Origin of the sequence: Acinetobacter sp. AS5, from assembly GCF_048957595.1 — a bacterium.
Taxonomy (GTDB): Bacteria; Pseudomonadota; Gammaproteobacteria; order Pseudomonadales; family Moraxellaceae; genus Acinetobacter.
Genome location: NZ_JARDAL010000001.1, coordinates 77881 through 101586 on the forward strand (window position 1 = coordinate 77881; position 23706 = coordinate 101586).

Annotated in this window: 15 protein-coding genes, 5 tRNA genes and 1 pseudogene; 16 read left to right on the forward strand and 5 right to left on the reverse strand. The window is 44.7% G+C overall.

All coding sequences use genetic code 11. The annotated features are described in order from the left end of the window. The first annotated feature begins 108 nt into the window (after nt 1–108). The 13 genes and pseudogenes from pyrC (at nt 109) to PV763_RS00455 (ending at nt 10874) form a co-directional block, all read left to right on the forward strand. Nucleotides 109–1143 carry a dihydroorotase gene (gene pyrC / locus PV763_RS00395; protein WP_420937176.1) on the forward strand — a complete coding sequence of 345 codons (1035 nt, stop codon included), beginning with the start codon at nt 109–111 and terminating at the stop codon, nt 1141–1143. Continuing rightward, the gene (gene rnt / locus PV763_RS00400) at nt 1128–1787 is read left to right on the forward strand and encodes a ribonuclease T (protein WP_004279557.1); all 660 of its coding nucleotides are present in this window, start codon (nt 1128–1130) and stop codon (nt 1785–1787) included. The genes pyrC and rnt overlap by 16 nt, the downstream gene beginning before the upstream one ends. A 20-nt stretch (nt 1788–1807) precedes the next feature. Then, a tRNA-Glu gene (locus PV763_RS00405) sits at nt 1808–1883 on the forward strand. A 163-nt stretch (nt 1884–2046) separates the two neighbouring features. After that, nucleotides 2047–4572 (forward strand): TonB-dependent receptor plug domain-containing protein, encoded by a 2526-nt coding sequence (locus PV763_RS00410; protein ID WP_420937177.1) that lies wholly within the window; start codon nt 2047–2049, stop codon nt 4570–4572. An 81-nt stretch (nt 4573–4653) separates the two neighbouring features. Continuing rightward, on the forward strand, nt 4654–4812 hold the full coding sequence (locus PV763_RS00415; protein WP_004279546.1) for a hypothetical protein: 159 nt from the start codon (nt 4654–4656) through the stop codon (nt 4810–4812). Nucleotides 4813–4989: 177 nt separating this feature from the next. Then, a tRNA-Glu gene (locus tag PV763_RS00420) sits at nt 4990–5065 on the forward strand. Between the two features lie 114 nt (nt 5066–5179). Continuing rightward, a complete protein-coding gene (locus tag PV763_RS00425; RefSeq protein WP_005107442.1) occupies nt 5180–6592 on the forward strand; it encodes an amino acid permease in 1413 nt (470 codons plus the stop codon). Between the two features lie 83 nt (nt 6593–6675). Then, nucleotides 6676–7569, forward strand: a pseudogene (locus tag PV763_RS00430) (alpha/beta hydrolase). A gap of 235 nt (nt 7570–7804) precedes the next feature. Further along, complete coding sequence (locus tag PV763_RS00435; protein ID WP_420937178.1) at nt 7805–8716, forward strand: alpha/beta fold hydrolase; 912 nt, start codon at nt 7805–7807, stop codon at nt 8714–8716. 131 nt (nt 8717–8847) lie between these two features. Continuing rightward, nucleotides 8848–8923 (forward strand) — tRNA-Glu (locus PV763_RS00440). 24 nt (nt 8924–8947) lie between these two features. Further along, nucleotides 8948–9023, forward strand: a tRNA-Glu gene (locus PV763_RS00445). A 46-nt stretch (nt 9024–9069) separates the two neighbouring features. Continuing rightward, a tRNA-Glu gene (locus PV763_RS00450) sits at nt 9070–9145 on the forward strand. A gap of 307 nt (nt 9146–9452) precedes the next feature. Then, a complete protein-coding gene (locus PV763_RS00455) occupies nt 9453–10874 on the forward strand; it encodes an iron-containing redox enzyme family protein (protein WP_420937179.1) in 1422 nt (473 codons plus the stop codon). A 64-nt stretch (nt 10875–10938) separates the two neighbouring features. On the opposite strand, the gene PV763_RS00460 is transcribed toward PV763_RS00455, so the two are convergent. From PV763_RS00460 to PV763_RS00480, 5 genes are all read right to left on the reverse strand, one after another. Continuing rightward, on the reverse strand, nt 10939–12183 hold the full coding sequence (locus tag PV763_RS00460; protein WP_420937180.1) for an NADH:flavin oxidoreductase/NADH oxidase family protein: 1245 nt from the start codon (nt 12181–12183) through the stop codon (nt 10939–10941). 132 nt (nt 12184–12315) lie between these two features. Next, a complete protein-coding gene (locus PV763_RS00465) occupies nt 12316–13326 on the reverse strand; it encodes an ABC transporter permease (RefSeq protein ID WP_420937181.1) in 1011 nt (336 codons plus the stop codon). After that, nucleotides 13326–14372 carry a microcin C ABC transporter permease YejB gene (yejB, locus tag PV763_RS00470; protein ID WP_420937182.1) on the reverse strand — a complete coding sequence of 349 codons (1047 nt, stop codon included), beginning with the start codon at nt 14370–14372 and terminating at the stop codon, nt 13326–13328. Before yejB ends, PV763_RS00465 begins: the two co-directional genes overlap by 1 nt. Nucleotides 14373–14396: 24 nt before the next feature. Beyond that, entirely contained in the window at nt 14397–16238 is a 1842-nt protein-coding gene (locus PV763_RS00475; protein ID WP_420937183.1) for an extracellular solute-binding protein, read from the reverse strand. Between the two features lie 10 nt (nt 16239–16248). Beyond that, the gene (locus tag PV763_RS00480; protein WP_420937184.1) at nt 16249–19542 is read right to left on the reverse strand and encodes a LysM peptidoglycan-binding domain-containing protein; all 3294 of its coding nucleotides are present in this window, start codon (nt 19540–19542) and stop codon (nt 16249–16251) included. 207 nt (nt 19543–19749) lie between these two features. Between PV763_RS00480 and dnaQ the strand changes: the two genes are divergently transcribed. From dnaQ to nudC, 3 genes are all read left to right on the forward strand, one after another. Further along, nucleotides 19750–21135: a DNA polymerase III subunit epsilon gene (gene dnaQ / locus PV763_RS00485; protein ID WP_420937185.1), complete on the forward strand. Its 1386-nt coding sequence runs from the start codon at nt 19750–19752 to the stop codon at nt 21133–21135. A gap of 125 nt (nt 21136–21260) precedes the next feature. Then, a complete protein-coding gene (locus tag PV763_RS00490) occupies nt 21261–22904 on the forward strand; it encodes a chemotaxis protein (RefSeq protein ID WP_253174588.1) in 1644 nt (547 codons plus the stop codon). Continuing rightward, a complete protein-coding gene (nudC, locus tag PV763_RS00495; RefSeq protein WP_420937186.1) occupies nt 22904–23680 on the forward strand; it encodes an NAD(+) diphosphatase in 777 nt (258 codons plus the stop codon). The genes PV763_RS00490 and nudC overlap by 1 nt, the downstream gene beginning before the upstream one ends. The last annotated feature ends 26 nt before the right edge of the window (nt 23681–23706 follow it).

Sequence of the window (23706 nt, forward strand, 5' to 3'; positions counted from 1 at the left end):
ACTTTTTAAAATTAATTTATACATATCCCTTATTTTGTAGCGCTTTCTCGTTACCATTTTTACTATAGATGGATTATCATTTGTTTTATTTGTTCGACTGAATTTGCCTTGAATACGATTACGATTCTCCAGCCAGATGATTGGCACGTTCACCTGCGTGATGGTTTAGCACTTCAACGTACCGTTCCCGATTTAGCCAAGCACTTTTCTCGCGCCATTTGCATGCCAAATCTGGTGCCACCCGTTAAAACCGTGGAGGAAGCCAATGCCTATCGTGAACGTATCATGGCACATGTGCCTGAAGGGGTAAATTTCGACCCACGTATGGTGCTGTATTTCACTGATAACACCCCGGCAAGCGAAGTTAAAAAGATCAAAGAATCTGCGCATATCAATGCCATCAAGCTCTATCCTGCGGGTGCGACCACCAACTCCGATAGTGGTGTGAGCGATATGAGCAAAGTCTACGGCGTAATTGAACAGCTTGAAGAACACCAAGTGCCTTTATTGCTACATGGTGAAGTGACGCATAATCATGTCGATATTTTTGACCGTGAAAAGCGTTTCCTGGATGAAGTGCTGGCTCCCTTACTCAGACAATTTCCCAAGCTGAAACTGGTGCTCGAACACATCACCACCAGCGAAGCAGCAAACTTTGTACTTGAGCAAGACCGTAATGTCGCTGCAACCATTACGCCGCAACATTTATTGTTTAACCGCAATGACATGCTGGTTGGTGGGATCAAGCCGCATTTCTACTGCTTGCCGATTTTAAAACGTCAAACGCATCAGCAAACTTTGCTGGAAGTCGCAACCAGCGGTAATCCTAAATTTTTCCTGGGAACAGATAGCGCGCCGCATTCAAAAAATGCAAAAGAAAATGCGTGTGGCTGTGCAGGATGTTATAGTGCGCCGACTGCCATTGAGCTGTATGCTCAGGCATTTGATCAGGTGGGTAAAATTGAACGCCTGGAAGGTTTTGCCAGCCATTTTGGTGCAGACTTCTATGGCCTGCCACGTAATACCAATACCATTACCCTGGTTAAAGAAGATCAAGTAATCCCTGAAAGTTTAGACTATCTGGATGGTGAACAGATTATCCCACTGTATGCTGGTAAAACCATTCAATGGAGAAAAGTGTGACAAATGAAACGCTCCCAATCATTGGTCAACGTTTTCGTGGATTCTTACCTGTAGTTGTCGATGTCGAGACTGCAGGTTTTAATGCGCAGACTGATGCATTGCTGGAAATTGCGGCCATTCCGATTGTTTATAATGAGGAGGGTCAATTTGTGCCGGGTCAAGCTTACCATGCACATATCAATCCTTTCGAAGGGGCAAACCTCGACCGACGTTCGCTGGAGTTTATTGGGATCGATCCTTCTAATCCAATGCGAATCGCCATGGCCGAAGATGAGAAAACTGCACTCAAGCGCATTTTTAAATCGGTGAATGAAGTGCGTCGCCAGCAAAATTGTACCCATGCAGTTTTAGTCGGACACAATGCACATTTCGATTTAGGTTTTCTTCAGGCCGCGATTGCCCGTACCGGGACCAAAAACCAGAACCCGTTTCATAGTTTTTCTGTCTTCGATACAGTGACTTTAAGTGCGGTGATGTTTGGTCAGACTGTACTGGCGAAGTCCTGTATCCAAGCTGGAATCGAGTTTGATGGTAAAGAAGCCCATTCTGCATTATATGATACGCAGAAGACCGCTGAACTGTTTTGCTATATTTTAAACAAACTCGCACCTCACCTGCTTGACACTCTGGTGGCGGATCAATAAGATACCGCCATCTTCTAAACGTCCCTATCGTCTAGAGGCCTAGGACATCGCCCTTTCACGGCGGTAACCGGGGTTCGAATCCCCGTAGGGACGCCATCTATTTTTTCTCTTCTTTATATTTCTTTGATCAGCATCTTAAGCTGCTCAAGTCCTACACTTTTATCAATTAATTAATGAAAATAATTCTCATTACTATTGATTACCTACTCTAAGTTAATGATAATCACTTCCATTATCTTTCGCAGATTTAACCCTTCTCATGCGTTTTGCTTATTCCCCACTTTCTATTGCGGTTCTAACAGCTTTATCAACATCTAGTTTTGCAGAAGAATCAAATTATCAAGAATCCATCCTCAAGGAAGCTACGGTTAAGTTCAGCACGATTATTATCGAAGCTCAGCAAGCAAATGAAGTGGGAAAAACAGTTTATTCAAAAGAAGATTTAGAAAGTACGCCAAATAGCTCAAAGAACATTACCGATTTTTTAAAAGTGAATCCGAATGTGCAGTTTAGTCAGTCACAACTTGCAGCAGGTTCTCAAGGTGAAATTAAACCTGCCGAAATCTCAATTAATGGTGCACAAACCTTCCAAAACAATTTCATTGTGAATGGTGTTTCCAACAACCTACTTATTAATCCAGCAAATTCAAACACAAATACGTTTCAAGATATTGGGACTGGCGCACAAGCTATGGCAGTGAACACTGACCTACTTTGTGAGCTTGAAGTATTAGATAGCAATGTGTCTGCCGCTTATGGTCAATTCACAGGTGGTGTTGTAAATGCTAAAACATGTGCACCGCAAACAGAGATAGGGAAAATTCACGGTTCTATCACTTACGATTACACTGAAAGTGATTGGGCTCGCTACAACTCAATTTTACCTTTAGAAGAAAGTAAATTTGAAGAACCTACAGATGACTACCAAAAGGAATATACCAAACAAGGTGTAAGCACCAATATTTATGGGAAGCTCTCGAATGATTGGGGCTTTAATGCTTATGCTTCTCAAAGAGAGTCCATTATTCCAGTCAAAAGTGGCTTTGAAACACCTAAAACAATTGATCAAGAACGACATATCTCAAATCTTGGTGCAACATTATTTTATACACCAAACGCCTCAACCAAAGCGAAGTTTGGTTTCGATTATGGTTTGCTCGATAGCTTAAGTTATGTGGACAGCAATCGTGATTCAGGTAGTACTACTGAAACCGAAACACTTACTCTGTTCTCGGAACTTGAACATCGCTTCAACTTAGGTACTCTCGTACACAAACTTAATTTCCAAAACTCGGCGACACAACGTATTGCTGACAATAACTACAGTATGCATTGGTACTACGCCAAAGGAAGTAAAGATTGGAATAATACCGATGTAGTTCGAGAGGGCGCCATCATGGGAGAGATTGAACAACGCCAAGACGTCCTTTCCTATGACCTACAAGCGAATATAGACCCTTTTAAACTTGGTCAATCCCAACACAACATGACTATAGGTACGGGTTATAGCCATGCTCATGTTGCGTGGAAACGAGTCGAGGATGTTTTACTCGCGACAAAGATCAACTTAAAAGAACTTGGCAAAGATACTACCTGCCTTCAAAGTGACCCATATTGTGATGAGAAACTAACTATAAATGGTTGGAATGGACAATATATCGCTGGTGGGACTCTGTACAAAGCTGGTGATATCAAAGCTCAGCAAGATCGCCTAAATATATTTATTGAAGATAATATTCAGTGGAATGATCAATTTTCAACACGCCTTGGTGTTCGTGCTGATTATGACTCTTTGAGTAGTAATATCAATATTTCCCCTCGCAGTCGTCTCTCTTACAAACCCTTTAGTAATGATCAATTGCATTTATCCGCTGGGTGGAATCGCTACTATGGTCAGCAAACTTTAGGTACAGAGCTGAATGAAATTCAAAATGATTTGCTCTACAAACTGTCACGTGAAAACCCACATGCGACTTGGGTAGAAACACAAACTGCACTATCCAGCGGTGCGCGTAGTTCAGCGCTCAATACCCCTTTCAGTGACGAGACTGTTTTAGGCCTGAATACACAAATCCAGAATTGGGATCTAGGGCTAAAATGGGTCAATCGTAAATATCAGGATGAAATATCAAAAACTAAAGTTACTCCTCTAGATGGATCAAAATTCTTCTACGAATATAACAATGATGGAAGTGGCAAAGCTGACATCTACACCTTAACACTTAAAAATCGTCAACCGATCGCACTGGGGGATAGCCAACATTTATTTGCCTTGGGATTTGACTACAGTGAAGTCTTCCGCAGTTATGTAGATTACACTTCAGCCTATGATCAAGCCACTCAAGATGAATGGGTCTCTTATGATGGTCAAATTATCCGTTGGTCAGACCGCCCTGCCCCAAACTTTAACCAACCATGGACCGCACGAGTAAACTGGGATATTACATTCGATACACTGCCTGTACGTATTTCAAACTTCTTTAGCTATAAAAACAGTTACGATGATATGGTTGTAGTCTCCAATAAAAATGACAAAGTCGAGTATAAAGGTGAACTGCTTGACACCTATTTAGCCTCTGAAATTAAACCCAAATTTAAATGGGATATGCGCACCACCTATGATTGGGAAATTTCAAAAGATTTAAGGGCAATTTTTGGTTTAACCATTAACAACGTCACCAACCGCGTGAATTCCTATACAACAGGCTCGACCTCAAATGATAGACCACGTGTGATGACTGAAATCGGCCGCCAATTTATTGCGGATGTTACTTTTAAATTCTAGAGCCTGAATAGGTACATGCTGCTGCTCTTTTTAATTTGCTTAGGCTATAATTAATGCGATTTCATATTTTGCCTTTGTATCATGTTAAAAAAAATCTTACTGGTTTTACTGATTTTAGCCCCATCCGCACTATATCTCTATATCGTCAACCGTGATGATAACCACACTGCGGAGACTGAAACAGTGTCAACGCCAACTGAAAACTCTCAGCCTGAGCAATATCAAACTCCAGATCACTAAGTTTTAGTGATCTTTTCAAATATTTATTTTTTATAGTCCTGAAATCTGTTCAGAAAATAACATTTTAATAAAATAAAGTTTTTGTTTTGCCTAATGTTTAAACTGTTAAATGAATTTTAGTAAAAACCCTTTTGACAAACCCCGGCTTAATCCTTAATATACGCATCACCTCGCAACGTCCCTATCGTCTAGAGGCCTAGGACATCGCCCTTTCACGGCGGTAACCGGGGTTCGAATCCCCGTAGGGACGCCATCTATTGATCTCATACGATCAGACCTTATTCGAAATTACCATTATTCGATTGCAGATTTGTAGTTTTTCACTACAATAGCTCGCTTCATTCCTTTGAAGTATTTCTTATTTCCTATGCACTCATCTCCGAATGATGCTACGCATCAGGGCAATTCTGCGCCTTTAAAACGCGCTATGAGTACTCGACATCTGGTCATGATTTCGCTTGGTGGCGCAATCGGAACAGGCCTATTCTTAGGGTCGGGTGAAGTCATTGCACAAACGGGGCCTGTAGGTGCCATTCTCGCTTATCTCCTGGGCGGTATTATCGCGTACATGGTGATGCTATGTTTGGGCGAACTTGCCGTTCATATGCCAGAATCTGGTTCATTTGGTGCTTATGCCAAACGTTATATTGGACCAGGCACAGGCTATACCATCACCTGGTTATACTGGCTGACGTGGTCGGTCACTCTCGGAACTGAATTTACTGCAGCGGCCTTGCTGATGCAGGAATGGTTCCCGGATATTTCCATGTGGTTATGGACCATTATCTTTGGTGTATTCGTATTTAGTCTCAATATGATTTCGACCCGCTGGTTTGCCGAATCCGAATTCTGGCTGGCACTGGTAAAAGTGGTCACGGTTGTTGCTTTTATTCTTTTAGGTCTATTGGCCATCTTTGGTGTTCTGGGCTATCAAGGCTATGAAGCTGCGCCTTTATTTACCAATCTAACTGCACAAGGCTGGTTCCCTGAAGGTCTATTCCCGATTTTTGCTACGATGCTGATTGTGAACTTTGCCTTCTCTGGTACCGAGCTGATTGGTGTGGCTGCCGGTGAAACTGAAGATCCTGCGAAAAATGTTCCTAAAGCAATTAATACTGCGATTTTCCGCTTATTAATTTTCTTTGTAGGTACCATTATCGTGGTAACAGCCTTACTTCCGCATCAGGAAGCAGGCTTAGCTGCTGAAGGCGTGAGTAGCAGTCCATTCGTAACAGTATTCCAACACATTGGTATCCCATATGCTGAAGACATCATCCGCTTTGTAATTATCACTGCATTGTTGTCTGCCGCCAACTCGGGCTTATTTGCTGCTTCTCGTATGATGTGGTCATTGTCATACAGCAAACAGTTGCCTGCCGTATTCTCAAGACTGAATGCTCGCGGTGTACCGTATATTGCAGTCATGGTGACTATGCTAGGTGCATTGCCAGGTTTATTGTCTGAACAGTTTGCGCCAGAGACGATCTTTACCAACTTGCTGGGCGTTGCAGCGTTTACCATGGTGGTGGTCTGGATGAGTATTTGCTTAAGCCAGTTCAACTTCCGTCGTCAATGGTATAAACAGGGTCATACGGCCAAAGAACTGGGCTTTGCTGCACCATTGTTCCCGATTGTACCAATCCTGGGCTTTGTGTTCTGTTTTATTACCTGTATCAGTATGGTCTTTGATCCATCAATGCGCATCAGCTTCGTAGGATGTCTGCTGTTTATTGCAGCGTGTTATGCAAGTTATTATGCCTTTTATCACAACAAGTCTTAATCATCATGCTTAAAAGAGCGGCTTCGGCCGCTCTTTTTTTTATCTATACTATAACTATAATGGGCAGCCTTAAGGGTGCGTCGATGAAAATTGTGTTTATTCACGGCATGAACAAGCAACAGTATACGGCGACTTCATTACGTCAACATTGGCTGCATCTCCTCAAAACAGGCCTCCGGAAAAACCCACAACAGCAAGCCCGGTTTACTTATTTAAAGCGGCATATCCGTATCCCTTTTTATGGTGATTTACTTTCTCGGCATCATTTTCATAATGTCTTGAATGCCAGCACCCTGATGCCGCAACAGTGGCCGCATTTCCCTTTTTTACATCCCGCACAGCTACAACCGGCACCGCCACTAGACCAGTGCACCTATCAAATTTGTGACGTCCCGCAGTTAAATCTTGATGATGCCCTGAATTTCAATCAGAAACTGAAGTTCATCACAGCATTAAGCAAAGATATTGCCTTGCGGGATTTTGCGGTACTCATCAATTATTTTCCCAGCTTACACGCCAGCTTTTTACATAAATTTTTGCTAGAAGCTTATCTTTATTTGGCCAACCCACATTTTATGCAGGAAGTTCACTGCCGCATTCATGATCAACTCTATAGCAGCAGGCCACAGATTCTGGTGGCACATTCGCTTGGCAGCGTGATTGCCTATAATTAGTTGATTCAGCATCCAGAGCTAAATATCAAGCGTTTTATTACTCTCGGATCACCGTTGGCATTTCGGGTCATTCAGGCTCATCTGCCGCAACCAATTGTACGACCTACTGCAATTTCAGGTGACTGGATAAATTTCTATTGTAGTGATGACTTTCTGACTGCTTTTCCACTATCAGAACCACCCTTCCAGCTTCAGCCAGCGATTATTAATCAGGAGATTCATACCTCCATCTATCATCCTCATGATATTGATGGTTATATTCAGCATCCAGACGTCATTAAAGCGCTACTGGAATTACTATAAGACTCACGCCAAACTCTAAATTCAACTTTTACCGTTCCATTCATATTCTTTTTCTATTCAGTGAAATCTTTCATCCGGACCTACCAATTTTCTGCTTTTTTATAAATATACAGATGTCTGTTAATGGTTGTTTTATCAAAGATAATTTACACATTAACGCCACAAAAAGTGCAGCTTGGCTTGCCGCAATTTTCTCTATACTGTGAATATATAGATCGACCTCCGTGAGGTATCGATGAAATTTATTTTTATTCATGGAATGAACCAGCAACATCATAGTGCTGCATCGATCCGCCAGCGCTGGCTGCATATACTTCAAAAAGGCATTCGCAAACACCGTCATGATGCCAGATTCAGTTATTTACGACGTCACATTCACATTCCATTTTATGGAGACTTACTTTCACGCTATAACGTTCGCAACATCCTGAAGGCTGGCACCTTGATGCTCCAGCAATGGCCCAGCTTTCGTTTCCGTCAACCTGTCCATCCTCAGCTTCCTGCACCCCTTCCACGTCCTGGCTGGCGCAAGCCCGTGATTTCCGATCTTCCCCAGCTTCATCTGAATGACCCGATGGATTTCAAACAGAAATTCAAATTTATTACCACGCTAAGCAAAAATGTTGCACTGCGAGACGTTGTATTATTGCTGAATTATTTTCCCAGTCTGCATCGTAGCCTGCTTCAGAAATTTCTAATTGAAACCTATCTGTATCTCGACAATCCTGATTTCATGAAGGAAGTTCATGAGCGGATTGCCCGGCAATTGAATGGTCGTAAACCTTGTATTGTGATTGCTCACTCCCTGGGCAGTGTGATTGCCTATAATTATCTCATTCAGCATCCTGAACTGAATGTACAGCGTTTTATTACTTTAGGATCGCCATTAGCCTTCCAGGTGATCCAGTCACATTTACCGCAACCCATTGTACGACCTGCTGCAATTACAGGCGACTGGATAAATTTCTATTCAACTGATGATTTTCTTACCGCCTTTCCTCTTACACAACCGCCATTTCAGTTTCAACCCGCAATTATTAACCACGGCATTCGTACGCATATTCACCGTCCGCATGATATTACCGGCTATTTACTCCATCCGCAGGTAGTAGAAGCAATTCTGGAATTGCTTAAAAATCCGGCTTAAACCATGTAATTTTCAAGTATTTCCACAAGATTGTTTTAAATTTACGCACTCAATCCAGAAAATCATTTTTTTTATGGAAATGCGTTTGACACCCCCCTGTTTTCACCCTATTATACGCCCACCTCTGAAACGTCCCTATCGTCTAGAGGCCTAGGACATCGCCCTTTCACGGCGGTAACCGGGGTTCGAATCCCCGTAGGGACGCCAATTTTCAGAAGTACATTTTATTAAGTCCCTATCGTCTAGAGGCCTAGGACATCGCCCTTTCACGGCGGTAACCGGGGTTCGAATCCCCGTAGGGACGCCATTACTTCAAGCTAAAAGTAGCGGTTTTAAAATTTATCTTCTGTACTGTCCCTATCGTCTAGAGGCCTAGGACATCGCCCTTTCACGGCGGTAACCGGGGTTCGAATCCCCGTAGGGACGCCATATTCGAGATGGCAACATCTCAACAAAAAGCCCGAGCATTGCGACTCGGGCTTTTTTTATCTTGCAAATTTTATTTCTCGAATCTTTAAACCCAGTTTTTATCATTTGTTCAAATTACTCCCTCACTCTTTCGGCTGCCATCCCATTCTTAATTTTACAATTTGTATTGTTTTAACATTTCTATTCATAGAAATATCCGTTCATTTTCATTTAAAGCAATACATCAATAAATTAGAACAAAAATTCAACACCCTGCTTTTAGAGGGCACGTTAAGGTAAATCAAGAGAAATCTGCAAGGATCAGATTATGTTCGTCAGCACAGAGCTAAGTTTACCTTTATCGCCAAATAAAAATCATAATTATCAAATTAAAAGCTTTAAGGATTGGGTCGACTTTTTTCAAGATACTGAAATTTCGACATATACCAAAACCGAAAAAGCCGAATCTTATTTGAGCGATCTGATTAAAAATTTAAATATTGATACTCTCGGATGGTTGGATCAGCCTGCACAGGTTGAACAGCATCTTTTAGAACAACATCATCAGGTTTGTGCGACTTTCCAGACCTATGTCAATCGCCGGAAACAGCAGCAGCCCCGGGAATATTTTCCGACGGTTTCTCAGGCTTTCGAATTCCTGGCGAAAGTTGCACCGGTTAAACTGGTCGATGGTGCTTGGTTGTATTCAACCGTGCCAAACTGTAATCAGCCCGAGTTGAAAGATTTGATTTACATCTATCTCGAAGAGCTTGGTTTAGGGCATCCGCGTGCCAACCATGTCACCATGTATCAGGACCTGTTGAGTCATTATGAGCTGAACAGTTATGCCGAGTATTTAGATGATAGTTACTACGAACAGGCTGCCGTACAGTTGGTACTGGCTTATGCCCCGGCCAAGTATCTACCTTTGGTCATTGGCTTTAATCTCGGTTATGAACAGTTACCGCTGCATCTGTTAATCACCAATTATGAACTGGCTGAACTGGGTATCGATCCGCATTATTTCAATGTGCACATTACTATTGATAATGCTCACAATGGCCATGCGCAGAAATCCCTGCAAGCATTTATCCAGCATTTTAATCATGCAGAAAACCCAGAAACTTATCTGGAACTGATTAAAAAAGGCTATGTCCTGAATGACCTTGGTAGAAGTTCTTCCCAAATCATCAAGGAACTGGATATTGGGCAGATGGCTTTAAAAGTTTTCCAGAATAAAGCGCTGATTGGTCAATATATTCATAATCAGAAATGCCAGTTTAGTGGCAAGACCATCAATGACTGGTTGTCCGATCCTGCCCAGATTGCCGAGTTTTTGCAGGTCATGATTGAAAAAGGCTGGATAGTGAAAGATGCGCCAATAGAACAAAGCCGCTTCTGGAAAATGATCGATCAACCGGAGGGTAAAATGTTTGGGGTCTTTAATGCGACTGAAAAACAGATTATTAAAGACTGGATTCAGGGGGCAGGCTTGGCAACTCGCCTGTCCTCACGTAGTGCAACCCCATCACAGGCAAAAATTGAACCTGCAATGAGCCGTATGGACCAGCAGCGCTTGAATCAGTTAAAAAGTCGCTTCATGCGCTGTGAAGGTGCGGAACAGAAAATTGATTTACTGATTCCTTATACTGCACCGCATATGCATCATACTGAAATTGGTTTATGGGCGACTCGTCAGTTAAGCCAGTTATTATTTCCTTTTCAGACCCAGGCGATGCATTATTCCTAAAGCACCCCTAAGTGCCAGAAATTAAAAAACCGGACATTTGCAGTGTCCGGTTTTTTAATAAAGATTAAGCCGATTTTCGCGAGTTTAATTGTCCCTTGATCACCGCTTTGACATTGCCTTTCAGATACTGCAAAAAGACCTTTAGTGGTGACAGCTTTGGATTAGGCTGCTTGCCTTTGGCAATTTCTTTAAACTGCGCGGCATACCAGATGATTTCCATAATCGCCATTTTGTCGACCATTGGAATACCGGTTTTAATTTTCTCAACCGCATAACGTACATCATGCCCTGCAACCAGACGATTGCCCAAGTCAGGTTCTACCGCAAAGGGACGTGCAATCCCGACAAAATCACAAGCACCACTGTCAAGCGCGGCATTCATGCCTTCAACAGTTCGGAATCCACCAGTGACCATGATATGGCACTTCACTTCCTGACGGATTTTTTCGGCAAAATCGAGGAAATAGGCTTCACGAGCAATGGTCGAGGCCTTGCGCTTGTCTGCTTTCACGCCGGCCATCGCAGGTGCTTCATAGCTACCACCTGACACTTCAATGATATCAATGCCTGCAGCGTCCATCGCCTTAAAGACATAAATGACATCTTCTTCGCTAATACCGCCACGCTGGAAATCAGCTGAATTCAGCTTGACCGAAATAATAAAATTTTCCGAAGTCGCAGCACGAACAGCCTGATAGGTTTGCAGCAAGAAACGGGTACGATTCTCAATACTACCACCCCATTGATCCTGACGCTTATTGGTCAGCGGTGACAGAAACTGGCTAATCAGATAACCATGTGCCCCATGCAACTGCACCCCCTCAAATCCTGCTTTTTCACAGATAGCAGCCGAAGTGGCAAAGCGCTGGATAATATCCAGGATTTCATCTTCACGCAGTTCCCGTGGGGTTCCAAAGCTCATTGCCAAAGCCGGACTAAAGGGTACTGCGGACGGTGCAACCGTTTCTTTATTTAGACCTTTAGGACACTGGCGACCCGGATGCGACAACTGGACCAGTTGTACCATGCCATGCTGTTTGCCTACGTCGGCCCAGACTTTGAGCTGCGCCAGATTGCGTTCTGTTTCTACCACTACGACGCCCGGTTCATTCTTGGCACGATAATCCACCATGACATTACCCGTAATAGCACAACCCAAGCCACCTTCGGCCCATGCTTCATACAACTTGAAATGCGCCGGATTGGGTTGGCCGGCATCATTGGCCAGTGCTTCACTCATGGCACCTTTGATGATGCGGTTTTTAAAAGTGGTATTGCGAATTTGAATGGAATCGGCCAATTGAGTCATGATCTGTCCTGATACGTTACTTTTATTTTGTACTCGTTTATAACGTAAGCCAGAACAATTGACAATCAGTCTTGTCAAATTTACACAATTTTTATCTGCTTATTTTTTTTCATGGTTAAAGATTTTTGTGATTTAGTTTCTTGGATCAAAAGCATCCCGTACCGCTTCTCCCATATAGATCAGCAAACTCAGTACAATCGCCAAACTAAAGAATCCCGACAATGCCAGCCACGGCGCATTTAAGTTGTTTTTGGCCTGAAGCAAGAGTTCCCCTAGGGATGCCGAATCGGGTGGCAAACCATACCCTAAAAAATCCAGCGCTGTCAGTGCAGTAATATTGGCGGTTAGCATAAAAGGTAACTGTGACAGGCTAGAACCTATCACATTGGGGAGAATATGTTTGAACATGATCCGTCCATCCCCGGCCCCAATACTTCTTGCTGCCCAGACATATTCCAGATTTCTGGCGCGCAAAAACTCAGCGCGTACCATACTCACCAATGTGGTCCAGCCAAATAACAGCATGATCAGAAATAGCCAGTAAATACTCGGGGTAAAAAGACTGACCAGTACCATCACCATAAACAGCATCGGCAAACCGCTCCAGACTTCGAGTATGCGTTGCCCGATCAGGTCAATCCATCCACCATAATAACCCTGAATTGCCCCTGCTAAAATTCCCAACGCCGCAGACAATAGCGTCAAAGCAAAACCAAACAGTAATGAAATCCTTAAACCATATAGAATCCGTGCCAGAACGTCACGGCCCTGGTCATCTGTTCCCAGCCAGTTTTGCGCACTCGGGGGCGAAGGCACCGGTTCAGCCAGTTCAAAATTTGGCGTTTGATAGGAAAACGGAATGATGGGCCAGATCGCCCAGCCTTTTTCTGCAATCAGTTGCTGTACAGCCGGATCTTTATATTCTGCTTCTGTCTCAAATACTCCGCCAAATGTGGTTTCTGGATAGGATTTCAGGATGGGCAGATAAAAAGCATGATCATATTTCACCAGTAAGGGCTTATCGTTAGCAATCAGTTCTGCACCCAAGGAAATGATGAAAATAGCACTGAAAATAATAAAGCAGCTAAAGCCCAGCTTATGCTGCTTAAAACGTTGCCAGCGTGCTTGCATCAAGGAAGACATTATTGTGATCCTCGACGTGAACTGAAATGAATCCGTGGATCTATCAGCTGATACAGCAAATCGCTGAGTAAACGCAGCAGCAGGCCGAGCAAGGTAAAAATAAACAAAGTACCGAAAATCACCGGATAGTCGCGCTGGATAATCGCCTCAAAACCTAAAACACCTAACCCATCCAGATTAAAGATAATCTCGATAAACAGGTTTCCCACAAAAAACACCCCGATCAGGACTTCGGGCAAACCTGCGATAAGCACTAAAATGGCATTCCGGAATACATGCCGATACAGCACTGCATGTTCAGTTAAACCTTTGGCCCGCGCAGCCAGGACATATTGCTTGCTCAGTTCTTCCACAAAAGAAAATTTCACCAGATAGGTCAAACTGGCAAATCCGCCAAGCACCATGGCCAACAGCGGCAAGGCCATATGCCAGAAATAATCCTGAATTTTCGCAAAGAATGAGAGTTCAGCAAAATTTTCAGAGCGAATGCCCTGCAAGGGAAACCAGTGCAGATAAGACCCGCCAGCAAAAAAGACGATCAGTAAAATGGCAAAAATAAAGGCTGGAATGGCATAGCCTACGGCCAACACTAGAGAGGTGGTCTGATCAAACAGACTGCCATGTTTTCGGGCTTTTCTGATCCCTAAAGGAATGGAGACCAGATAAATCAGCAAGGTACTCCACAGGCCTAAAGAAAGGGATACTGGCAATTTCTCCCAGATGAGCTCGGTCACAGGCTTGTCTTTGAAAAAACTCTGCCCCAGATCAAACTGCGCATAACGCGTTACCATTTCCCAAAAGCGGATATGCAGCGGCTGGTCAAAGCCGTACTGGATATTAATCTGCTCAAGCATCTCCGGTGTGAGGCCTTGCTTTCCCTGATACTGCAATCCGGTATGCGCCAAACCATTGACCTGTTGCGCCTGATAAATCGCCTGCTCCACCGGACCACCGGGTGCCAGCTGGATCACCATGAAATTGATCAGCAAAATGATCAGCAAGGTTGGAATCATCAGCAACAGACGTTTGAGAATATAAGTGCTCATGGCACTCCCTGATAGGCTTGGAGCTTAATGCTGTTTGAAATAATCAGCCACATGTCTGGCCTTTGCCGTATCGACCCACCAGTAGTCAATCCCGGCGGAGAGTTTAGGTTTTCGTTGCGGCTGCTGATACATATTCCAGTAAGCATACCAGTATTCGCCCGTACCATAAGTCAGAATATGATAATAGCCTGCACGCAGTAAACGGTCTAATGCTCGGGTACTATTCACCAGCTGTTCACGGTTTTGAGCCTGTGTCACCTGCTGAATGACGGCATCAATGGCCGGATTTCGAATGCCGGCATAATTATAATTACCTGGCTGCGTGGCGGCCTGACTGCCCCAGAACTGTTTCTGCTCCTGCCCCGGTGTCAGGGATTGCGGCATGGTATCGACAATCATATCAAACTGATAATTCCGCAGCCGTTCATAATATTGCGCGGTTTCTACCATACGAATGCTGGCCTGAATGCCCAAGCGTTTTAAATGACGCAGATATGGCATCAGATCACGCTGCTGTTCCGCCTGATGTAACAGGAACTCAATCTGTACCGGTTGACCCGCAGCATTGACCAACTTCCCCTGTTGATAACGATAGCCTGCCTTTAATAGCAATTGACGGGCCTTTAACAGATTGTTCCGGTTAAAACCGGAGGCATCTGACTGAGGATATTTCCAGTCCTCAAGTACCGCCTGACGTTGAACCGGATCAAGCTGCTTTAAATGGGGTTTCAAAATGTGCAGTTCTTGAACACTTGGCCGTCTATGAGATGCAAGCTCGCTATTGGAAAAAAAGCTGTTCAGGCGCTGATATTCACCATAGAACATGGCTTTATTCAGCCATTCAAAGTCATAGGCAAAACTCAAGGCTTGGCGGAAACGGATATCGGCAAAAGGCTGACGGCGGGTATTGAATATCAGACTATGGGTCGGAATCGGGTTGTGATGCTGAAAGCGGTAACGCTGCACCTGTCCTTGCCGAACGGCGGGAAACTGGTAGTCTTTCACCCAGCGGTTGACCTGTTTTTCCTCATGCAAGGTAAATTGGCCCGACTTGAAAGCTTCGAACTTGATTTCAGGACTACGATAATAACGATACTTGATCCGGTCAAAATTATAACGCCCGCGGTTGACCATCAAGTCTTTTCCCCAGTATCCGGGATTACGTTTGTAGCTAATACTACGTCCAGCATCTATGTGTTCAATGACATAAGGCCCTGAACCCAGCATCGGTTTCAGCGTCAATTCTTTAAAATTACGCTTTTGCCATTCCTGTTTAGAATAAATGGGCATCTGCGCGACAATCATCGCCATTTCCGGATTATGTCCGGATTTAAAATGCATTTTGACCTGTAAAGGTGACAGGACTTCCAGCCGGTTTAAATCAGCCAAATACATCTGCAGGCCAAAATTGGACTGGGTCTGAAACAGTTCAAAACTGTATTTGACATCTTGTGCAGTTACCGGCTGGCCATTACTAAACCGTGCTTTCGGATTTAAATGAAAAATAATAAAGGCGGTTTTCTTGGGGTCAAAACTGACTTTTTCCGCCAGCAAGGGATAGTACACACCGGGCTCATCCAGTGACTTGGACAGCAAACTGTCAAAAATATAGTTGCCCCCTTCAGTGACATTGCCCTTGCCATTCATGCTGTTTAAATTATCGAAACTGCCATCAGCTGCTAGAATCAGCGTACCGCCTTTCGTTGCTTGCGGATTGGCATAAGGCAGGGATTTGGTCTGGGCATATTTCGGCTGGTTATATAGCGCGATATATGGGGTGGTGATCAGGGCTGCCCAACTGCTACTCACGAGCAGCGGGGCTAGCCAGATAAACCTGAAAGTTTTAAATAAATGAGCGAATCTCATGATCCATTCATTAATTCGGTACTTTAATCACATCGCCAATACGCAATTGTGTATTTGGTTTGAGATCATTCATTTCCGCCAGTTCATTGCTGTTCAGACCATAACGTGAAGCCAGACCGATTAAGGTATCACCGCGTTTGACTTTATAATCCGTCACCAGTTTTGGAATCTGGATCGTTTGACTGACACGCAATCCTGCGCGTGGACTCAGATTATTTAACTGAGCCAGGTCGGTCACGCTTATGCCTAAACGGCTGGCAATTACATTCAAGGATTCACCGGATTTTACCGTATAGGATTCAGTTGCCTTAGAAGCTACAGGCTTAGCTGCCACTTTCACGCCTTCAACTTTTTTATCTGCCGGAAAGTCACCCTCAATTTTTAAACGCTGGCCAATACGCACTGAGCTATTGGTATTCAGACCGTTTAAATCTGCCAGATATTTCAGTTGTAAATGATACTGACGCGCAATAGAGCTTAAGGTTTCACCTGATTTCACCACATGCGAATCCGATTTTGTATTCTTGGCCGCAGTTTCCGCGACCACTTCACGTACCGGTTCTGCGACTTCACCACTCAGTTTCAGACGCTGTCCTACACGCAAGCCGGCATTACGTGACATGCCATTCAGGCTCGCCACCTGGTCCATTGACAGATTGTATCTTGCGGCAATGCCGGTCAACGTATCACCCGATTGAACCGTATAGGTTTCAGGGATCTGACTACCGGCTGGAATCTTGATGGTCTGACCTATACGTAAACCACTATTGGCAGACAACCCATTCAGTGCAGCTAGTTCAGAGACACTCAGCTTGCTTTGACTGGCAATGCTATACAGGGTTTCACCGCGTTTGACCTGATAGTTTTCAGTCGCAGTCTGATCGACTTTGACATTTTCAAACTTCTGCTCAGTTTTCTGGCTAGATGCCGTTAGCCCTTCAACTTCCTGAAGTGGTACATTGATTTTCTGTCCCACCATCAGACTGCTACCGGCAGTCAGACCTGAAGTCAAGGATGCCAGTTCAGCATTTGAAAGCCCGTAACGATCGGCAATCAGTTTCAGATACTCACCGCGTTTCACTGTATAGGATTTAGTCTGAACCTTGGCAGTTTCAGCTTTTTTAATCTCTTCAGCTTTGGATTTAGAGGCAACCGTTTCTTTCAGTGACAGCTTTTGCCCAACAAACAGACCGCTATTGGTACTCAGTCCATTAAAATCAGCCAGTTGTTTCACGCTAAAACCAAACTGATTCGCTACACTGGTCAGAGAGTCATTGGCCTGAACGACATAAGTTTCCGGCTTTTCTTTGGCTTTGCTGGCTTCCTGTACAGGTTTGGCATCATATAGATAAATGGTGGTACCCACATACAGCGGAGAATTTGGATCAATCTGGTTCCATTTCGCCACATCACGCCAGTTCACGCCATTTTTGGCCGCAATCATTGCCAGATTATCACCTGGTAATACCTTATAGGTACTGCGTTTGCCTTTTGGAGCCACTACCACCACTTCAGAATCCGTCTTGACGTAATTTTTGCCCTGATTTAGCTTGGCTTCAACCGAGTTCGCAGTGGTATTGTCAGCAACTTCTTTTGGATAAGAGAAGCCTTTGGTCAGCTCCTTACCTTGCTGCTCAGCCACCGACAGGCTGGTTTGAATGGCAGTCAGCTTGATTTTGCCATCATAAGGATCAACAATTTCTGTACCTGCCGGCGCCAACGCTTTCAGCTCCTCAACCACTTGGGCCTGTTCTGCCGGTGTTGCAACAGGCTGCAGAATTTCATCCACAGTTTTCTGAATATCCTGTGCGATGACCGCCTGCTGAACTTGCTGACGCTCAGCTGCCGAAATCGGTGGTTCGACCTGAATCTGTTTCGCTGGCGCCGCAGGTGTCACAGCTACCGGAATACGCGGCGCACTTGGAATTGGCAAATCACTTTGTGCCGCAAAACTGGCCAAGGCAGATGAGCCTTTAGGTGTCGAAATCTTTTTCGTAGTCTTCGTTACAGTATTGGCCGTTGTCGCGGTACTTACCGCTGCTGTGACGACAGGTGGCGTACTTGCAGCTTTCGCCGGAGTCGTCGTTTTGGCAACAGTCGTTGCAGGCTGATTACTAACAACCGCTGGCGGAGTCTGTTTAGAAGGTGTAATCGTTTTGGTATTTAATTCTGGCGGTGCAGCTCTGGTGGGCACCACTGTCGTCGTATTTCGCGGCAAGCTGTTCGTGTTACTCGCCCATAAACCACCTGAACCGGATAATTTTTTCAGCTTCTCATCCACTGAAGGACTTAAGTCAGCTGGAATCAGAATACGGCGCGGACTTGCAGGATCAATATGATCACCACGATGACCCGGGTTTAATTGATACAGTTCTGCACGGCTTAGACCAGTGATGGCTGCAATTTCATTTAAACTGGCAACGCCCACTGGCACTTCACGGAAATGCGGACGGTTGGCAATCGGTGGCAAGCTCACCCCATAGCTGCCGGGATTTTTAATAATTTGTGCAACCGCCAAGAAACGTGGCACGTAACTCATGGTTTCTTGTGGCAGTTTCAAGGACCAATAATCGGTGGGCAGACCTGCGGCTTTGTTACGGTTAATTGCCTGCTGGATACGGCCTGGGCCGGCATTATAAGAAGCGAGCGCCAATTCCCAGGAACCAAACTGGTTATACAGACTGCCTAAAAATTCATAGGCTGCACGGGTCGATTCCACTACATCACGGCGACCATCGTATAATGAGGTCTGCTTTAAACCATAAATACGGCCGGTACTTGGAATAAATTGCCATAAACCTGCCGCCGCCGCACTACTGGTCGCAGCCGGATCATAAGAACTTTCGATAATCGGTAACAGCGCCAACTCGGTCGGCATACCACGGCGTTCTGCTTCTTTTACCGTGTAATATAAATAACGTGATGCACGCGCACTTAAGCGATCCAGATAAGGCTGACGTGAAATAAACCAGCCACGCTGAGCATCAATCCGCGGATTCCAGACACTTAAGTCCATCTTGAAACCCACGGTCATGCGTTTCCAGACATCACCATGTTTCAGAATCTGTAAACGGTCACCTTCGACTGCACGCATATCCGTTGCAGAAAGTAAATCTTCGAGTCCATCCAGACTGCTGGCATCCAGATATTGTGATCCAACCTGCTTGCTTGATGCTGTTTGGGTCGCACTTTGTGTAGATGAACAGCCCGTCAGTCCTAGAGAAGCAAGCGCAGTTCCCAGTACAGAATATTTTAAAAATGTAGGTAATGTCGGCTGCCACAAAATTGCGGTTGGTTTATACATAAAGAAATCCAAACAACTCGTATATAAATTTATTTTTTAGATATGCCATTGTAGTGAAGCATGTCGAAGACTCAAGCCAATAATTTACCGCGATTTCACGTTAAATGTTACAAGAAATTAAAAAATCCCGGACATATAGATTGATCGACTGCATTTGCGCTATACAATAAGCCTTCCAGCTTGTTCTATTTTGATCGGATTTAATCTATGTCACACACTATCACACTTTATGTTGATGGCGCCTGCCGCGGCAACCCGGGTTTAGGGGGTTGGGGTGCGTACATTGTTAATGGCCAACAAGAACACAAAATTTATGGCGGTGAAGATCATACCACCAATAACCGTATGGAACTGACGGCTGCGATTGAAGGGATTCTGTTCTGTGACAAGCAAGATAAACTGGTGATCTATACCGATTCTAAGTACGTCAAACAAGGCATTACCGAATGGATTCACGGCTGGAAAAAGAAAAACTGGAAAGACGTCAAAAATCCGGATCTGTGGCAAAAACTCGATGAAGTCTGTCAAGGACGCGATATTGAATGGCACTGGGTCAAAGGTCATGCTGGACATCCGGGCAATGAAATGGCCGATCAGCTGGCCAATCTGGGTGCTGATGAAACCCTGAAAAAATCCAAGCAAAGCCTTTCAATATCTGAAGATAAAAAAAAATCTGAACCCGACTGGTTGCTAGATGATCCTTTCGGTCTGGATCTGGCTGAGAGTGAAGAAGAGCTGGAAGACCTGCCGGAAGAAATCATCGAAGTGACTGTTGAAGAAATTGTACAGACTGAAGTTTTAGCAACGGACAGCAATGAAGATGCTTCATCTTCAGACGCATCTGCCTCGACTGAGATACATCCGCAAATTGTCATTACACCGGCCAAGTTACAGCTGCATGGCCCACGACAACTGATTCTGGATACTGAAACCACCGGTTTTTATTATCAGGATGGTGACCGGATTATTGAAGTCGGCGCGCTGGAAATGATTAACCGCAAACTGACCGGCAGCTCGATTCATATCTATATCAATCCGAAAACACCGGTCGGTGATTCTGTCAATGTCCACGGGATCACCGACGAATTCCTGCAAGACAAACCGCTGTTTGAAGAAATTTCTCAAGTGCTGTTTGACTATTTACACGGCGCGGAAATTATTGCGCATAACGCGACCTTCGATATGAACTTTCTGGATATGGAATTCAAACGCGCAGGTTTTAAAACGCTCTCCGAAGTCTGTGACGTCACCGATACCCTGGCACTGGCCAAGTCCAAGCATCCCGGTCAGAAAAACTCGCTAGATGCCTTAGTGCGCCGTTACGAGATTCCACAACGCGACCGTACTTTCCACGGTGCCTTGCTTGATGCGGAAATCCTGTCGGATGTTTATCTGGCGATGACCGGTGGACAGGTGTCTTTTGATATCGATGCCCTGTCTCAGTCTGAAGACCAGAACAGCCGCTCAGGGATGGCCAGAGTTGAAATTGAATTACCGGTAATTCTTCCGTCAGAACAGGAACTGCAAGAACATGAGAATTGGGTCAAACAATTCGAAGAAAAACATGGAACTGCTTGCCTTTTCGCGAAATAAAATCTACATTTCCGGGGATACTTTAGGTTTAAAACTATCGTTCTTCAGTTATAGTAAATACAAAGAGGCCCCGTAGTTTAAAGCGGGGCTCATATATAGATAATACTCCAGGAAAGGTGCAGATCATGTCTTACCAAACCTCTATACATTTTGATCCAACAGCTTTACTGATAATAAAAAATGAGGTTGATAACTCGATCAAGTTAGTCGAATCAGCAGTAAGCACCTTGGTAGAAGACCAGACTTTACCTTTTGGTATTGATGATGCATTAAATCAGTTCGAACAATGCGCCCAGGTTCTGGCACTCATCGACATGTCCAGTCTAGCAAAAGTCGCTCAATATTCAGCAGAACTGATGCGCAAGATTATGGGGAATCCGGCGCAGGTCAATACTCAAGAAGTGATCGCCTTGAGTGAAGGCACCACTATGCTGAAACGCTATATCGAATTTATCTGTCTGCGTGAAGTGAAAATTCCACAGTTTTTGCTGGATACCCTGAACCGTCTGGAACTGGCTTTGGGTAAGCCACTGACGACTGAAGGCCAGCATGTAGAAGGTTTATTGGATTGCGTCACCCCTGATTTTTCGTTGCCACAGGCACCAAGTCTGGAAAAATCCCAATATGTACATCGCCTGTATAAGCTGTCACTCAACAAGCTGATCAATCAGGAAGAAAGTGAACTGGATTTGCAAGCCATCAAACTGGTAGGTGCTTATCTGGCAGGACTTGCAGAACAACATGACAGCAAGCAGTACTGGAATCTGGTCTATGTGGCATTTAACAATATTGAGCACCTGCTGATTAATGAGCCACGTCTACGCACACTGGTGAGCATTGAGCGTAACATGGCACAGTATTTTAGCTCGGCTGACAGCTTCAAGGCTTCGTTGTCAGATTTAGCTAATGTGCTCAGCCTGTGTATCAGTCAGGAAGATGAAACCGCGCAATCTATCCGTAGCCAGCTCAATGTGGGCGATGACCTGCTGACCGATATGCAATTACAGGTCTTTAGTCGCCATCTGTATGGGCCTGACTTTGAAACCATGCATACCATTAGCGAGTTGGTGACCACGGAAATGGCGCAAATTCGTAATGACATCGAGTTCAACTATCAGAATATGACGCCTGAAAAGACTCAGGAATTGCAGGCTCAACTGAATAGTTTGGCCAATATCTTCAAGGTGTTGAACCTGAATGAAGCCTATCATGACCTGACCCGTCAGGCTGCTTCACTGAGCCAGCCCGAGATTATGCAGGATGCCAGCTTTGCCCAGCAGTTGATGAATGTCATTCTGTCTGCCATGAACTCGATTGGCGTACTGGAACGTCATCACACTTCGAGCCGCTTGCAGCTGCGCGTCAACAACATGAATATTTCTCTGGACCGTCTGGATGAAGCACACGCTGCTTTACTCACAGAAACCAAGGCCCTGATCGAGCTTTCTAGCCAGATTCTCAGCAATTACCTGCAAGATCATGACTTGACTGCCCTCGAACCTGTTCCTGTACAGTTTTGCGAGATTGGCGGCGCGATGCTGTTCCTGAATGCAGAACATGTTCGTACTGCGTTCACCACCACTGCAGAATTCATCAAGAACCGTATTGATCTGTCGATTGCATTAAGTCCGGAAGAAATTCATCGTGCTTTAGACACCCTGGCCAGTGCCGACATGATGATTGATAACTTAAAGAACAAACAGCCTGTATTACAGGCGATGTTTCAGGTAGCATTGGACAGTAGTGAGAAACTCAAAATAGTTGCCTAATGTCCAAATTATCACTTGCTTATATTTTTCAACAACAGCAACTGCTGGTCGATCAACACTTTCAACTTCCACGGGTTGAAGCCTTAGCAAGTGATTTGCTACTCCACACGGGTGATCAGGTGATTGCCCGTGATCTTCTTCCCGATGAGCCGATTCCTGCAGGCTTGCAACTAGTTCCCATCCGTCAGCTGTTACAGTTCTGGAATACCCAGCAATTCGAACAGGCCAGCCGCGCAGTACAACTTTTAGAATGGCGTCGTAACCATAAGTTCTGTAGTCATTGCGGTACAGCGACTGAAGCGCATGCTGTTGAATATGCCATGGTCTGCCCATCCTGCAACTACCGGCAATATCCACGGGTACAGCCTTGCGTTATTACCGTCATTACCCGAGGCAAAGACGAGATTCTGCTGGCCAAAAATGCACGTAATACTAAAAGCCAGATGTATGGACTGATTGCCGGTTTCGTTGAAGTGGGTGAAACGCTGGAAGATGCAGTACGTCGTGAAACGCTAGAAGAAGTTGGCTTACAACTCAAGAATATTCAGTATCTGGCCAGCCAGCCCTGGCCTTTCCCAAGCAATCTGATGATTGCCTTCAAGGCAGAATATGCTGGCGGTGAGCTACAGCTGCAGGAAGAAGAAATTAGCGATGCGCAATTCTTTAAATTCGATCAGCTGCCTGAAATTCCGTTTAAAGGCAGTATTGCCCATGCCATGATCAAGCATGTCACTCAAGGTACGGCCGTCGCGGATGATACTAAAGCCTGGCTCTAAGTCTTGATTGATTACGTGCTCCACTC

Excerpts from the sequence above, each read along its gene's own strand:
- rnt (WP_004279557.1), top strand. The coding sequence starts at position 1,128 with ATGGAGAAAAGTGTGACAAATGAAACGCTCCCAATCATTGGTCAACGT.
- PV763_RS00410 (WP_420937177.1), top strand. The coding sequence starts at position 2,047 with ATGCGTTTTGCTTATTCCCCACTTTCTATTGCGGTTCTAACAGCTTTA.
- PV763_RS00415 (WP_004279546.1), top strand. The coding sequence starts at position 4,654 with ATGTTAAAAAAAATCTTACTGGTTTTACTGATTTTAGCCCCATCCGCA.
- PV763_RS00425 (WP_005107442.1), top strand. The coding sequence starts at position 5,180 with ATGCACTCATCTCCGAATGATGCTACGCATCAGGGCAATTCTGCGCCT.
- PV763_RS00435 (WP_420937178.1), top strand. The coding sequence starts at position 7,805 with ATGAAATTTATTTTTATTCATGGAATGAACCAGCAACATCATAGTGCT.
- PV763_RS00455 (WP_420937179.1), top strand. The coding sequence starts at position 9,453 with ATGTTCGTCAGCACAGAGCTAAGTTTACCTTTATCGCCAAATAAAAAT.
- PV763_RS00460 (WP_420937180.1), bottom strand. The coding sequence starts at position 12,183 with ATGACTCAATTGGCCGATTCCATTCAAATTCGCAATACCACTTTTAAA.
- PV763_RS00465 (WP_420937181.1), bottom strand. The coding sequence starts at position 13,326 with ATGTCTTCCTTGATGCAAGCACGCTGGCAACGTTTTAAGCAGCATAAG.
- yejB (WP_420937182.1), bottom strand. The coding sequence starts at position 14,372 with ATGAGCACTTATATTCTCAAACGTCTGTTGCTGATGATTCCAACCTTG.
- PV763_RS00475 (WP_420937183.1), bottom strand. The coding sequence starts at position 16,238 with ATGAGATTCGCTCATTTATTTAAAACTTTCAGGTTTATCTGGCTAGCC.
- PV763_RS00480 (WP_420937184.1), bottom strand. The coding sequence starts at position 19,542 with ATGTATAAACCAACCGCAATTTTGTGGCAGCCGACATTACCTACATTT.
- dnaQ (WP_420937185.1), top strand. The coding sequence starts at position 19,750 with ATGTCACACACTATCACACTTTATGTTGATGGCGCCTGCCGCGGCAAC.
- PV763_RS00490 (WP_253174588.1), top strand. The coding sequence starts at position 21,261 with ATGTCTTACCAAACCTCTATACATTTTGATCCAACAGCTTTACTGATA.
- nudC (WP_420937186.1), top strand. The coding sequence starts at position 22,904 with ATGTCCAAATTATCACTTGCTTATATTTTTCAACAACAGCAACTGCTG.